At 70.0% G+C, this 13,956-nt stretch carries 9 protein-coding genes and 1 pseudogene; 6 read left to right on the top strand and 4 right to left on the bottom strand.

All coding sequences use genetic code 11. The annotated features are described in order from the left end of the window. Nucleotides 1–15 precede the first annotated feature (15 nt). The 3 genes from ACIA8X_RS39070 to ACIA8X_RS39060 form a co-directional block, all read right to left on the bottom strand. Nucleotides 16–2,001 (bottom strand): beta-galactosidase, encoded by a 1,986-nt coding sequence (locus tag ACIA8X_RS39070; RefSeq protein ID WP_399460297.1) that lies wholly within the window; start codon nt 1,999–2,001, stop codon nt 16–18. Further along, entirely contained in the window at nt 1,998–2,411 is a 414-nt protein-coding gene (locus ACIA8X_RS39065) for a hypothetical protein (RefSeq protein WP_393460077.1), read from the bottom strand. Before ACIA8X_RS39065 ends, ACIA8X_RS39070 begins: the two co-directional genes overlap by 4 nt. 607 nt (nt 2,412–3,018) lie before the next feature. Next, nucleotides 3,019–4,035, bottom strand: coding sequence for a LacI family DNA-binding transcriptional regulator (locus ACIA8X_RS39060; protein WP_393460074.1), 1,017 nt, complete (start codon nt 4,033–4,035; stop codon nt 3,019–3,021). A gap of 282 nt (nt 4,036–4,317) precedes the next feature. Here ACIA8X_RS39060 and ACIA8X_RS39055 point away from each other — a divergent pair, with 282 nt between their 5' ends. From ACIA8X_RS39055 to ACIA8X_RS39035, 5 genes and pseudogenes are all read left to right on the top strand, one after another. Then, nucleotides 4,318–5,631: an ABC transporter substrate-binding protein gene (locus tag ACIA8X_RS39055; RefSeq protein WP_393460067.1), complete on the top strand. Its 1,314-nt coding sequence runs from the start codon at nt 4,318–4,320 to the stop codon at nt 5,629–5,631. A gap of 183 nt (nt 5,632–5,814) precedes the next feature. Continuing rightward, complete coding sequence (locus tag ACIA8X_RS39050) at nt 5,815–6,783, top strand: carbohydrate ABC transporter permease (RefSeq protein ID WP_393460062.1); 969 nt, start codon at nt 5,815–5,817, stop codon at nt 6,781–6,783. 16 nt (nt 6,784–6,799) lie between these two features. After that, on the top strand, nt 6,800–7,774 hold the full coding sequence (locus tag ACIA8X_RS39045; RefSeq protein WP_399460296.1) for a carbohydrate ABC transporter permease: 975 nt from the start codon (nt 6,800–6,802) through the stop codon (nt 7,772–7,774). A 52-nt stretch (nt 7,775–7,826) separates the two neighbouring features. Beyond that, nucleotides 7,827–9,281: a GH1 family beta-glucosidase gene (locus ACIA8X_RS39040; RefSeq protein WP_393460056.1), complete on the top strand. Its 1,455-nt coding sequence runs from the start codon at nt 7,827–7,829 to the stop codon at nt 9,279–9,281. Nucleotides 9,282–9,573: 292 nt separating this feature from the next. After that, nucleotides 9,574–11,351: pseudogene (locus ACIA8X_RS39035) on the top strand (ABC transporter permease subunit). Here the strand turns inward: ACIA8X_RS39035 and ACIA8X_RS39030 are convergent. Beyond that, the gene (locus tag ACIA8X_RS39030) at nt 11,287–12,240 is read right to left on the bottom strand and encodes an expansin EXLX1 family cellulose-binding protein (RefSeq protein ID WP_399460295.1); all 954 of its coding nucleotides are present in this window, start codon (nt 12,238–12,240) and stop codon (nt 11,287–11,289) included. The pseudogene ACIA8X_RS39035 and the gene ACIA8X_RS39030 sit on opposite strands and share 65 nt — an antisense overlap. A 267-nt stretch (nt 12,241–12,507) precedes the next feature. Between ACIA8X_RS39030 and ACIA8X_RS39025 the strand changes: the two genes are divergently transcribed. Next, nucleotides 12,508–13,935: a protein-arginine deiminase family protein gene (locus ACIA8X_RS39025; protein ID WP_399460294.1), complete on the top strand. Its 1,428-nt coding sequence runs from the start codon at nt 12,508–12,510 to the stop codon at nt 13,933–13,935. Nucleotides 13,936–13,956 lie beyond the last annotated feature (21 nt).

Genomic DNA, 13,956 nt, shown 5'->3' with positions numbered 1-13,956 from the left:
TCGGCCATTTCGAGGTCAGTTCCCCCGCAGAACCGCGCAACCGCCGGGCGGCAGTTCGTGCGCGAGGGAATCGGTGAGCAGGTCGTGGGCGGGCTCCGGCAAGGACACGGGCTCAGCGCTGTGATTGATCAGGAAGCGCCAGCTGCGGCCGTCCGGGGTACGTCGCGTGACGGCCTCGACCTGCGGCGGCAGGCCCGGCATCTCGGGCCCCACTCCGGCCTCGTCGAGCAGCCGGGCGACCAGGGCGCCGTAGCCGGCGTCGTCGAGCTGGGTCGAGAGATACCACCCGTGCCCGGTGCCGAAGCGGTGACGGGTCAGCGCCGGGCTCCCGGTGAGCATCCCGTGGGTGTAGGCGGCGAGCGTCTCGGCGCCCTCGGTGCGCAGGCACTCGCTCCAGGCGGTGCCCTGTGTCCCGTCGGACAGCGTGATCCGCTCGCTGTGCCGCAGTGGCCGGTACTCCTCGACGCGGATGCCCAGCGCCTCGCGCAGGGGGGTAGCCGGGTAGCCGCCGAGGCGGGCGTGGAGGCGCTCGTCGGTGTAGCCGCTGGCGTGCTGGACGAGGAGCGTCCCGCCGTCGGCGACGTAACGGCGCAGCTTCTCGGCCATCCGGTCGGAGAGGAGGAACAGGGCAGGTGCGACGACGAGCGGGTAGCGGCTCAACTCGTGTTCGGGGTGGGCGAAGTCGACCGTGACGCCGGCGTCCCACAGCGTGCGGTGGGCCCGGCCGAGTGCCGCGTGGTAGTCGAGCTCCGGGGAGGGCAGGCCGTCGGTGCCGAGTGCCCACCAGGCGTCCGGGTCGTGCAGGACGGCCACCTGCGCGGACACCGTCGACCCCGCCAGCTCACCGAGGCGGGCGACCGCCTCCCCGGTCTGTGTGACCTCACGGAAGATCCGGCTGTCGGGTCCTGCATGAGGGACCATCGCCGAGTGCCAGGTCTCGGCGCCCGCACGGGACTGCCGCCACTGGAAGAAGAGGGCGCCCTCCGAGCCGCGGGCGATGTGACCGAGGGTGTGGCGCAGGATGTCGCCGGGGTCCTTGGCGAGGACCCGGCCTGCGTCGTAGACGGTATTGGTGCCCTGCTCCATCAGCAGCCAGGGACGGCCGCCGCCCAGGGAGCGGGCGCGATCCGCGTGGAAGGCGACGTCGGCCGCGGCGGCCACGCCGGGCGCGCCGGGGTACTGGTCGATGGTGACCACGTCGAGTTCCCGGGCGAGGGACCACACGTTGGTGTTCTGGTACGCGGGCAGCATCAGGTTGGTCGTCACCGGCCGGTCGCTGTGCGCGCGGATCGCGTCGCGCTGCTCGCAGTAGGCGGCGGTGACCTCGTCGGCCCAGAAGCGCCGGAAGTCCAGATCCTGGCCGGGGTTGTGGTGCCAGTTCGTCGTACGCGGCGGCAGCACCTGTTCCCAGGAGGTGTAGCGCTGACTCCAGAAGGCCGTCCCCCACGCCTCGTTGAGGGCGTCCAGTGAGCCGTGGCGGGCGCGCAGCCACACCCTGAAGGAGGCAGCGGTGTGGTCGCAATAGCAGAGGGTGGCGTACTCGTTGTGCACGTGCCACAGCGCGAGGGCGGGGTGGTCGCCGTAGCGTTCGGCGAGCACCGAGGCGATGCGACGGGATGCGTTCCGGTACGCGGGTGCGGTGAGGCAGTACGTGTCCCGGCTGCCGTGTACGAGCCGGGTGCCGTCGGGGTGGACCATCAGTGCGTCCGGGTGGGCGAAGGTGAACCAGGGCGGCGGGGAGGCGGTCGGCGTGGCGAGGTCGACGGCCACGCCGTTCGCGTGGAGGCGGTCGATGTGGGCATCGAGCCAGGAGAAGTCGTAGCGCCCCTCCTCCGGTTCGAGGAGGGCCCAGGAAAAGACGCCGAGAGTGGCCAGGTTGACCCTGGCCCGGCGCATGAGTTCGTCGTCCTCCTTCCAGACCGGCTCGTCCCACTGCTCGGGGTTGTAGTCGCCGCCGAAGGCGAGGCCGCCCAAGCGGTCGGTGATGCTGCGTGCCGTCATGACGATTCCTCGGGTACGGAGAGTCGGGTGCACACGGTGCCCGCGTTCTGACGGATCATCAGAGTCGATGTGAGCAATGCCTGTTCGTTCCTCGGCCGCTCGCCGCGCAACGCGGCGGTGAGGGCGGGCGCGCGCTGCTCGGCGAGCTGATCCGGGCACAGGGCCAGCAGCGAGGCGTTCTCGGGCACGGACCGCCCCCGGCTGCGCAGCCGGCGATGGGCGGGGCAGCGGCCGAACGCCGCCTCGTTCTGCACCACGAACCCGGTGGTGCCGGGGCGGTCGGCGAACGGGACGTGGTCGACCTGTGCGACCCGGCCTCCGCAGGCGGACACCAACGGTGCCGGAGCGGTCGCTCCGGCGACCGACGCTGCTGCGCCGGCCAAACCTCTGCGGTTCAGCTCGTGCGTCATGGAGGCGGCCCGGCCCTTCCTGCGAGATTGAGATTGAGGTTGTCGAAGCGCTTCACACGCGACGGGAAGGTAACGGACTTATTTCGTGCGAAACAAGAGGGCCGGCGCAAAGAAAGTTTCTTTCACCTGGTCATTGACAGTCCGTCAGGGGGCACTGGCAGCGTCGATGCGCTTCGACAATTCACTCTCAACCCGACATCCCCAGGCCGCCCGGCACCGGAACGCAGGTGTTGAACGGCGTGGCCGAGCTGGGGGTGGCGACCGTCTTTCCCCAGGCCGTCGGGCTGGGGGCCGCATGGGACGAGGATCTGGTGCGTGCCGTCGCCCGTGGTGAACCTGCTGCGCGATCCGAGGTGGGGAACCGCGTAACCAACTGCTGGACGAGGGGAACACCGGACAGGCGCTGCTGACCGCCTGGTCCCGCCAAGGAGAGCCCGCGCACCCTCCCCGTCAACCTTCCCGCTGTCGGCCTCGACCATCACGCGCACTGCCCGTAGGCGGTTCCGGCGGCCGTCACTGCTCACCCCCCCGGCAAGCGGGACCCGTCCACACGCCCACCCGCCCCGGCAGGGGGGCGGGCGGGCAAAGGACTTGACGTCACGTCACGTCACGAAGAGGCCCTGACCACGAGCCGGGTGGGCAGCACGACGTTCTGCCGCGGAGCCTTGGGATCGCTGATCTCCTCGAGGAGGATCCGCGCGATCGTGCTGCCGATCTCCTCGACGGGCTGACGCACGCTCGTCAGCGGCGGGTTGGTGTGCCGGGCGATGAACGAGTCGTCGAAGCCGACCACCGCCACGTCTTCCGGGATCCGGCGGCCCTGATCGCGCAGCTCCGTCATCGCGCCCACCGCCATCACGTCCGACGCCACGAAGACGGCGTCCAGGTACGGCACTTGTTCAAGAAGCGAACGCATGGCGAGTCGGCCGCCTTCCTCGGTGAAGTCCGCCGTGGCCACCTGGCGCGGGTCGGGCTCGCGGTCCGCCTCCAGCAGGGCGTTGCGCCAGCCCTCCAGCCGGGTGCGGCCGACGTCCATGTCGAGCGGGCCGGTGATCGTGGCGATCGTCGTCCTGCCCCGCTCCACGAGGTGCCGGACCGCCGCGGCGGCGCCACCCAGGTTGTCGGACTGCACATGACTCAGTGACTCGTCGGGGGAGCGGCGTCCGGCGAGCACGGTGGGAAGGCCCATGTCCTCCAGCAGACCGGGCAGCGGGTCGTGCTCGTGCACGGAGACCAGGAGGACACCGTCCACCCGCCGCTCCGCGACGGAGTCGGTGAGCTGGTCCTGCTCGCCCTGGTCGCGTACGAGCACGAGCTGGAGCTGTGTCCTGGTGTCGGCCAGGCCCGTGCTCACGCCGCGGATGACGGCCGAGAAGTACGGCTCGGAACCCAGCCGGCTCTCCGACTCGGGGATCACCAGCGCGATGGAGTCGGTCCTGCTGGTGACGAGCCCGCGGGCCACGGAGTTCGGTATGTAGTTGAGCTCGGCGATGGCGGCCAGGACGGCGTCCCGGGCCTTGTCGCTGACGAGTTCCGAGCCGTTGATGACGCGGGACACCGTCGTGCGTCCGACACCGGCATGTGCGGCCACGGTTTTGATGGTCGGCCGCTGTCTGCCCCCCATGGGTCCCTCCTCGTCGATCGGCGTCCACGCGCCGCTCACCAGCGCATTGTGCCAGAGGCCTCCGCGATGCCAACGGGCCCGAGTGCTGCGGACATGACATCTTCCCGCAACGAACTGGATTCAAGTTCTTGACAGACGTATCGAGGGCCCGTCAACCTTCGGACACTTTGGTGGGTACGTTCCCAATGCGGTTTGGGAACGTACCCACCGACGATTCGGAGCCGTGGAGTGGTCCAAGAGGCTCGTACTCCGGTGCGTCAGCGCCGCCGCTGGGAGGGCGAAATGAGCAGGGTTCGCAGGCAGTTGCGTACAAGAGCCGTAGGGGCGATATCGGCCGTCGCCGCGCTCGGCCTCCTCGCCGGATGCGGTGGTGGCGGTGCCGGGGGGACCGGCGGAGGCGTCGAGGACGGGAAGGTCACCATCACCATGGGCCTCTTCGGCGTCATGGGCTTCAAGGAGACCGAACTGCTCGACCGGTACATGAAGGAGAACCCGAACGTCACCATCAAGGCGGAGGTGGCGGGGGACGAGCAGACGTACTACACCGCCCTGCAGACCCATCTGGCGGCCGGCAGTGGCCTGAAGGACATCCAGGGCATCGAACTCGGACGCGCCAAGGAGATCGTGGACACCCAGGCCGACAAGTTCGTCGATCTGTCTGATATTTCCGGTATCGACCATTTCCTCCCCTGGAAGCTCAGCCAGGTCACCACCCCGGACGACAAGGTCCTCGGTCTCGGCACGGACATCGGCCCCATGGCCGTCTGCTACCGCAAGGACCTCTTCAAGAAGGCCGGCCTGCCCACCGACCGCGACGAGGTCGCCAAACTGTGGGACGGCGACTGGGCGAAGTACGTGAAGACCGGCGAGAAGTTCAAGTCCGCTAACAAGGACGGCAAGGTCGCCTACCTGGACAGCGCCAGCGGCCTGTTCAACGCGATGATCTACGGCAACTCCCAGCAGTTCTACGACAAGAGCGGGGAGCTGATCTACAAGGACAACCCCGTCGTCACCGAAGCCTGGGCCCTGGCCTCGAAGACCGCCACGAGCGGGCTGACCGCCAAGCTGCGGCAGTTCCAGCCCGGCTGGGACCCGGGCCTGGCCAACAGCACCTTCGCCACGACGGTCTGCCCCGCCTGGATGCTCGCCCACATCAGCGAGAAGGCGGGTCCGGAGAACAAGGGCAAGTGGGACGTCGCCAAGGCCCCGAAGGGCGCCAACTGGGGCGGATCCTTCCTCGGCGTCACGGAACAGAGCCCGGTCAAGGAAGAAGCGAAGAAGCTGATCGCGTGGCTGACCGCGCCGGAGCAGCAGGCCTACCTCTTCCAGGAGCTCGGGAACTTCCCGTCCTCGCAGGAGGCCCTGAAGGCGCCCGAGGTGGTCAACGCGAAGTCCGAGTACTTCAGCGGCGCGCCCATCGGCGAGATCTTCGGCGCCGCGGCCCAGGACATCCCCGACGAGCAGGTTCTCGGCCGCAAGGACGGCACGATCAAGGACATCTTCTCCCAGGGACTGACGCTGATCGAGTCGCAGAACCAGAGCCCGGACAAGGCGTGGAAGACCACGGACGAGCGCATCGAGAAGGCCGTCGGCTGACTCCCGGCCGACCTCCGGTCGATTCACCGGTTCCCGGTTGATTCAGCAGCTCCCGGTTGATCTCCGGTGCCCCGGCGACCGGCCGACCACCGCGCGACTCGTGCGGTGGTCGGCCCCCTCGGTCGCCGGGGCCGGTCGCCGGGTCCGCAGCCCCATCCATGTCTCGAGAAGGATCCCATTCCGGTGGCCACTTCCACCTTGACGTCCGAGCCGTCCCAGGGGCCCCGGCCCCGGCGGCAGCGCAGTGCGCTGCTGCACCGCATGGACCTGCGCGGCGCGCCCTACGCCTTCATCGCGCCGTTCTTCGTCGTCTTCGCGGCCTTCAGCTTCTACCCGCTGATCTACACGGCCTGGATCTCCCTCCACCACGTCGAGCTGGCCTCCATGAACCTGATGGAGTGGGTGGCGCTCGACAACTACACGGCCCTGTGGGAGGACGAGCGCTTCTGGAACGCGCTGGCCAACACCTTCACCGTCGGTGTGATCTCCACCGTTCCGCAGCTGCTGATGGCGCTCGGCCTGGCCCATCTCCTCAACTACCACCTGCGCGGCTCGACGTTCTTCCGGGTCGCCGCCCTCACGCCGTACGCGACCTCGGTCGGCGCCGCGGCGCTCGTTTTCACCATGCTCTTCGAGCGTGACTTCGGCATGATCAACTGGCTGCTGAGCGTCGTGGGCGTCGACAACATCGACTGGGAGAACAACAAGTGGGCCGCGCAGACGGCCATCTCCACCATCGTGATCTGGCGCTGGACCGGCTACAACGCCCTGCTCTACCTGGCGGCCATGCAGGCCATTCCGCGCGACCGGTACGAGGCGGCCGCCATCGACGGCGCCTCGCGCTGGCAGCAGTTCCGCACGGTGACCATCCCCGGCATCCGCTCGACGATCGTCTTCACCATCGTGCTGTCCACGATCGGCGCCACCCAGCTCTTCGGCGAGCCGCTGATCTTCGGTCAGGGCCCGAACGGCATCACCGGCGGAGCGGGCAACCAGTACCAGACGCTCGGTCTGCTGCTGTACGAGGAGGGCTGGAAGAACTACCAGATGGGGCGCGCGGCCACCGTCGCATGGGTGATGTTCCTGCTGCTGATCCTCGTCTTCGTCCTCCAGCGCGTCGTCAAGCGCCTGGGATCCCGCAAGCCGTCCTGACCAGGAGCAGCCAGCCATGACCACCGACAGCCTCCCGGTCCCGGCGGACTCCCCCCGCCGGACCTCACACGACCACGACGGCGCCCCCGGCCACCACCGCGACCGCGGCCGCGCCCCTGGCGGGCGGCCCCGCTTCCGGCTGCCGCTGCGGACGCTGCGGCCCCGGGCCGGACGTCAGCACCATGCGGGCCCCTTCACCTACATCATGCTCATCGTCGCCGCGGTGCTGTCGCTCTTCCCCCTCTACTGGACGATGGTGGCGGCGTCGAGCGACAACACCCGCGTCACCCAGACACCGCCGCCCTTCCTGCCCGGCCCGCATCTCTTCGAGAACCTCGGGAAGGCGTGGCAGGACGCGGCGCTCGGCAAGGCCATGGCCAACAGCCTGATCGTGGCCGGTGTCATCGCCCTGTCCACCGTGCTGTTCGCCACCCTGGCCGGCTTCGCCTTCGCCAAGCTGCGCTTCAAAGGACGCAACGCTCTTCTCGTGCTGGTCATCGGGACGATGATGGTGCCGCCGCAACTCGCGGTCGTACCGCTGTTCATGATGATGACGGACCTGGGCTGGGGCCAGAAGCTGCCCGCCGTCATCTTCCCCACCCTCGTCAGCGCGGTCGGCGTGTTCTTCATGCGGCAGTACCTGTCCGAGGCGCTGCCCGACGAACTCGTCGAGGCGGGCCGGGTGGACGGTGCGCACTCGCTCCGGATCTTCTGGAGCATCGTGCTGCCGGTCGCCAGGCCCGCGATGGCGGTGCTGTTCATGATCACGTTCGTGCACGCCTGGAACGACTTCTTCTGGCCCTTCATCGTGCTCGACATGACCAACCCGACGGTCCCCGTCGCGCTCACACAGCTCAGTGCGGGCTATGTCCGCGACCAGTCGCTGATCATGGCGGGCGCCCTGCTCGGCACGCTCCCGCTGCTGGCGATGTTCATCGTCTTCGGCCGCCAGATCGTCGGCGGCATCATGCAGGGAGCGGTCAAGGGCTGAACGCGCCCTCTTCCCTCTCCCCGCCCAACCCCCTCTTCCTGGAAGGACCTACGTGGCCACCGCAACCGGACGTGTCGCGCCCGACCCCGACCCCGAAGCCGCTACCGCTGCCGCCCGCACCTTCCCGCCGGGTTTCACCTGGGGAACCGCGACCGCCGCGTACCAGATCGAAGGCGCCGCCGCCCTGGACGGCCGCACCCCCTCCATCTGGGACACCTACTCCCGTACCCCCGGCAAGGTCCGCAACGGCGACACCGGCGACATCGCCACCGACCACTACCACCGCTGGCGCGAGGACGTCGCCATCATGGCCGACCTCGGTGTGAGCGCCTACCGGTTCTCCCTGGCCTGGCCGCGCGTCCAGCCGACCGGCCGTGGCCCCTCCCTCCAGAAGGGACTGGACTTCTACCGCCGGCTCACGGACGAGCTGCTGGACAGGAACATCCAGCCCCTGGTCACGCTCTACCACTGGGACCTCCCCCAGGAGCTGGAGGACGCGGGAGGCTGGCCCGAGCGCGACACCGCCGAGCGCTTCGCCGAGTACGCGGGCCTGGCCGCCGAGGCGCTGGGCGACCGGGTGCGTACCTGGACCACGCTCAACGAGCCCTGGTGCAGCGCCTTCCTCGGCTACGCGTCCGGCGTCCACGCCCCCGGCCGCACCGACCCGGTCGCGGCCCTGCGTGCCGCGCACCACCTCAACCTCGGCCACGGCAAGGCCGTCCAGGCCCTGCGCTCCGCGCTGCCCTCCGACGCCCAGGTCTCCATCACGCTCAACGTCCACCACGTACGGCCCCTCACCGGCAGCGCGCAGGACGCGGACGCGGCGCGCCGGATCGACGCCATTGCCAACCAGGTCTTCACCGGCCCCCTACTGCACGGCGAGTACCCGGCCGACCTCCTGCGGGACACCGCGCGCCTGACCGACTGGTCCTTCGTACGCGACGGCGACACCGAGGTGATCCGGCAGCCGCTGGACTTCCTGGGCGTCAACTACTACGCGCCCACCGTGGTCTCGGCCGCCACCGACGACGCCGGCCACAACGCCGACGGCCACGGCAACAGTGCGCACAGCCCCTGGCCGGGCGCCGACAACGTGGCCTTCCACCAGCCCCCGGGCGACACCACGGCCATGGGCTGGGCGGTGGACCCGAGCGGCCTGTACGACCTGCTGCTCCGGCTGGGGCGCGACTTCCCCGACCTGCCGCTGGTGATCACGGAGAACGGCGCGGCGTTCGACGACTACGTCAACCCGGAGGGCGAGGTGCGCGACCCGGACCGGATCGCGTATCTGCACGGCCACCTCACCGCCGTGCACCGCGCGATCGAGGCGGGCATCGACGTCCGCGGCTACTTCCTGTGGTCCCTGCTCGACAACTTCGAATGGGGATACGGCTACAGCAAGCGCTTCGGCACGGTCTACGTCGACTACCCGACCGGAAAGCGCATCCCGAAGGCCAGCGCGCACTGGTACGCGAAGGTCGCGCGCACGGGCACGCTCGACGGCTGAACGGCCGCGGAGCGCCTCCGGCGAAGTCCGGTGCCGACCGGGGGGCGGATCCCGGCGGGTCCGCTCCCACTCCGCATCCCTGGCCGACGGCCGGCCTTGGCCTGGCCAGGGATGACGGGGATCCATAACCGCGCGGCTGTGGCCAGCGTTTCGGCCTGGTCCACATCGGCCGACAGGCCGGTGGGCGAGGCTCAGGCCATGTGCCGGCGGTCTCTGCGCTCGCGGACCGACCGCAGGTCGTCCTTCGTCAGTGGGTTCGCACCACATCGAGTGCCGTGAGGGGGCCGTGGCCATGCTGCCCTGGCTGTCCGGCAACGACCCCGCGCTGACCGTCCTGCGGGCCCGTTCCGCCGACCAGGATCCGACTCCGGAGCACTGGCCGCTGTTCGGGAGCAACTGGGGCTGGACGAGGGGCCTTTCGCGCATCTCGCGCACTGGCTGGACGGGCTGCCGCGGGGCGACGCGGGCACATCCTGGGTGTCGGGTGAGGCGGTCCTGCCCCAGGTGACGGGCGCCTTCGCGGTCTCCTTCACGCTGATGCTCGGGGCGCTCGTGGTCACGATCGCGGTCGCCGCGTTGGTCAGTGCCCGCACTCTGTATCTCGGCTCCCGGCGACGGCTGCACCGGGGGAGAGGGGCCATCGGGGTCGCGGTCCTGGCCGCGCTGCCCAAGTTCCTGCTCGCCTCGCTCCTCGCCACCGTGTGCGGGGTGTGGCTGGGCTGGTTCCCGTCCAGTGGGTGGGAGGGACCGGCGTCGATGGTGCTGCCCGCGCTCGCCCTTGGTGTCCCGTCCGGGGCGATGATCGGCGGTCTGCTCGACCAGTCGCTGCCCGCCGCTTTCAACGAGCCGTGGGCCCGGACCTGGCAGGCCTACGGATTCGCGCCCGGGCACGTCGCCCGGCATGCCTTGCGGCGCGCACTGGCCGGTGTGCTCCCCCAACTCCTGCCGACCGTCGTGGCCCTGGTCGGTGGCGCCGTCGCGGTGGAGAAGATCTTCAACATTCCCGGGCTCGGCCGGCTCGCCCTGGACGCCGCCATCGCCCAGGACCTGCCGCCCCTGCAGACCACGACACTGACCCTCATCCTGCTCGGCATCGCCGCAGGCCTCCTCGTCCAGGCCCTGCGTCGCGCGCTGCTCGGCCCGGCCCTGCGGGACGGGGCCCTGCCCGCCCTGCACGCACCGGCCCCTTCCCGAGGGCGCTTCACCCGCTGGGCCGCCGCGGCCTGCGCCCTCGCCCTGCTCGCTCTGGTCGTCGCCGGACTGCTGCGCGACCCCCTCCATGTGGACACGGCGGCCCGACTGCTCCCGCCCTCGGCCGCACACCCGTTGGGCACGGACGCGCTCGGCCGCGATCTGCTGGCCCGGCTGGGCCACGGGGCGCTGCGCACGGTGGGCGTGGCCCTCGTGGTGACCGCGGTGTGCACGCTCGCCGGGCTGGTGCTCGGCATGGCGGCACAGGTCGGCGCGGGGCTCACGGAAGTGGTGTCGACGATGCCTGCGGTCCTCGCGGGACTGCTGACCACCGCGGTGACCGGCCCGTCGGCCTGGGGTGCCGCCCTCGCGGTCTGTCTGGTCGGCTGGACCCCTTACGCCGCCCAGGCCGCGGCGCTGCTCGAACAGGAGCGGGCCAGCGGCCACATGCTCGCGTCCGTCTCCTTCGGCGCCGGCCCGGGCTATCTCCTCCGCTACCACCTGGTGCCCGCCGTACTGCCCCCCGTCCTGCGCAACGCCCTCCTGCGCCTGCCCACCACGGTCCTCGTGCTGGCCTCTCTCGGCTTCCTAGGTCTGGGTGAGCAGCCGCCCACCGCGGAGTGGGGCCGTCTGCTGTCGGAGAACCAGCCGTACGTGGAACTGGCGCCCTGGACCGTCCTCGGCCCGGCCTGCGCACTCGTCCTGCTCTCCGTTCTCGCCGTATCCGGCACGGACGCCCTGGCTGTGCGCAGCCCGGCGTCCGTCCGGACGTCCCGTCGGTCCCGTGGGAAAGGCGTGCAGGCGAAGGGCGGGGTCAGTGCCGGGCGAACTGAACCTCGGTCGGCTGCACGACGTTCGGCCGCAACGGGATCCCAGTGACCGTCAGTCGCTCTCCGTAGATGTCCGTGATCCTGATCGAGTTGCCGCACCCGCTGCCTTCGGCGGAAAGGAAGTAGTTGTATTCGGTGCGGGGCAACTGCCGCCAGCCGTCGCCGGTCCTGACCTCCAGGCGCGCGACCGGGTTCCGGTGGCCGATCGCCTGGATGCCGCACCAGTAGGGGCTGGACCCGGTTTTGTATCTGATGGAGATCGTGTCGGACGTGCTGGGGCTCAACAGCTGCCAGGTGATCGGGATCCGGCCGACCTTGAGGTCGGCGAGCTTGGCGAAGGCCTCTTGGCTGAGGTCGAGTTGCCCGGGTGCACAGGGCAAGGGGCATTCGTTGGTGATCCGTACCGTGATCGACTTGCCGTTGGCCGCGCGGACGAGCACGTACGCGCCGCATGCCCTGGACGTCTCGTAGTCCGTGGTGTTCATGGCCGCGATCATGAGGTCGGGGCTCGGGCCGAACAGACAGGCGCCGTTTCCGTCCTTGGCCTCGTAGGCGGTGGCGACCCCGGAGTAGGTGGCGCCGGGTCGAATCCGCCCTGCCGACGATGCCGTGGTGGGGGCCGTTCGCCGGGATTGTGGGGTGCCTGTGGCCGACGGTCGTGCCGAGGCGGTGGTCGCGGTGGCCGTCGGACTGGAGCTGCCGGTCGCGGTCGGCGTCGGCGACGCGGTCGGGGTGCTCGTCTCGGGCGGGGTCGTGGCCCTCACCTGGGTGGTGGCGGCGGGCGTTGCGGCGGCAGGTCCTGCTTCTTCCTTCCGGTCGGGGAGCAACCCCATGACCAGGTAGGCGAGAACGCCCGCGGCGGTCACCGCCACCGTGCTGCCCAGTATGAGCCTGCGTCTGCGCCTGCGCTGCCTCGCGGCCTGCCTCGCTGTCTTCATTACCCGTCCGTTCGGAAAGATCGAGCCGATGGTGCACCTGTTCAGTGACCGCACGAGGCGAAAAGGTTGCCGGCGAATTCTCACCGGGGTGTGGTCGCATTCGGGGGGGGGGGGGGGGAGGCGGATCCGACCTGTGGCGCAGGTACCACTTTCGGATGGCCGGAGTCCGGCCTGTCGGCGGGGGTGCTCCTGCTGGTCGGCGGAGTGAATGGCTCGGAGAGCCTCGATGAGATGGAGGTGCAGGTCAAGACCACGAGGAGCACCTGAATGAGCAGAGTCATGCCCAGGGCCGCGACAGCGTTGGCGATCGCCCTGGCAGCCGCCTGCGGCACCGTGCCGACCGCCACAGGCGCTGAGTCCGGGAACGTCCGGGCCGACCTTCGCGCCGACGTGAACCGTGACGGCGCTGTCGATGTCACCGGGGATTCCGATGCCGCGGGCAAGACGATGCGGACCAGCCGGCGAGGCGCGATCCTCCTGCCCAACATCGGTGACAAACACCGGCGTTGCAAGACGAGGAAGCCGGACGGCCGTTGGCTGTCCAACGCCCGGCTCCAGGCATGCAACGACGCCCAGGGCAATGTCGTACGGGCATCCGGGTACCTGGCGCCGCTGCGCACAGTGCCGGTCGACAACGCCTCCGACGCCGCCATCGGCCGCCTCCAGCTGGTCGGCGCGGGCAAGTCCAAGGTCCGGCTGTTCCTCAAGCGCGGCGACACCTGGACCCATGTCACCGACAACACCCGCGTCACCGCCGCCGAACTGCGCGCCGGGCTCCAACTCGGCCTCGACGGACGGGACGTCATACGGGAGGGCTGGGACGGCCGGATCACCGTCGCCGACGGCGATCGCACCTCCATGGACGAGGTGAAGCTGCGCACCGCCCCGGTCCTGACGCAGCACCATCTTCAAAGGGCCGAGCAGGCGTTGGTCGTGATCGGAAGCCGCCAGGACCCCGATCAGGGCAGGTTCGCCGAGCAGTTCGCCAAGGAAGTGCGCAAGCCCGGTATCACCAAGCCGACGTACAAGTTCAAGGACGGCTCGGACATCTGGGCGCAGGACTTCATCAAGCCCGGCTACGTCAGCATGCCCGGCCCCGGCGGCAAACCGCGCGTCCTGCGGACGATGATCCGCTCGGCACAGATGGACCGTGACGCCGGCAAGCAGGTCTTCGAACTGCGCGGGCCCAGTGTCGGCGTCGCGCAGCTCAACACGGGGAGGTACGACCAGATCAACTCCACCGGCAACCTGGAGACCATCCCGCCGTACACCCACCACGGCACGTCCTACCCGGCGGGCCGGATCACCGGCCGGCACGGCTCCCGGCTGCCCGCGCACACGGCCTTCCTCAAGGCCCAACAGGCCCAGGACCCGCTGGTGCTGGATACCGGCTGGCTCGGCATCGGCCACGTTTACGAGTTCGTGCAGTTCCTGCCCGCCAACACTCCGCGCGGCTGGAAGATCGGTATCGCCGATCCCGAGGGAGGGCTCGCCCTCCTGCGCAGGGCACAGCGCGACGGGCATGGCGGCCACAGGTGTTCTCCATCCCGCGCTCCTACGCCGACGGCCAACCGTCCGGTCGGCGCCTACCACCCCGGTGCCGTCAACGGAGTCGTACTGACCCCCACCACCTACCTCGCCCCCAAGCAGTGGGGCCCGGCGTGGGCGGCAAGGACATCCTCGCCGAGGCGGTGACCAAGGCGTACGCCAAGGTCG

Origin of the sequence: Streptomyces sp. NPDC051738, from assembly GCF_044453205.1 — a bacterium.
Taxonomy (GTDB): Bacteria; Actinomycetota; Actinomycetes; order Streptomycetales; family Streptomycetaceae; genus Streptomyces.
The sequence above is the reverse complement of the archived record's forward strand: the minus strand, read 5'-3'. Positions and strand labels throughout refer to the sequence as shown.

Excerpts from the sequence above, each read along its gene's own strand:
- ACIA8X_RS39045 (WP_399460296.1), top strand. The coding sequence starts at position 6,800 with ATGACCACCGACAGCCTCCCGGTCCCGGCGGACTCCCCCCGCCGGACC.
- ACIA8X_RS39065 (WP_393460077.1), bottom strand. The coding sequence starts at position 2,411 with ATGACGCACGAGCTGAACCGCAGAGGTTTGGCCGGCGCAGCAGCGTCG.
- ACIA8X_RS39025 (WP_399460294.1), top strand. The coding sequence starts at position 12,508 with ATGAGCAGAGTCATGCCCAGGGCCGCGACAGCGTTGGCGATCGCCCTG.
- ACIA8X_RS39055 (WP_393460067.1), top strand. The coding sequence starts at position 4,318 with ATGAGCAGGGTTCGCAGGCAGTTGCGTACAAGAGCCGTAGGGGCGATA.
- ACIA8X_RS39030 (WP_399460295.1), bottom strand. The coding sequence starts at position 12,240 with ATGAAGACAGCGAGGCAGGCCGCGAGGCAGCGCAGGCGCAGACGCAGG.
- ACIA8X_RS39070 (WP_399460297.1), bottom strand. The coding sequence starts at position 2,001 with ATGACGGCACGCAGCATCACCGACCGCTTGGGCGGCCTCGCCTTCGGC.
- ACIA8X_RS39060 (WP_393460074.1), bottom strand. The coding sequence starts at position 4,035 with ATGGGGGGCAGACAGCGGCCGACCATCAAAACCGTGGCCGCACATGCC.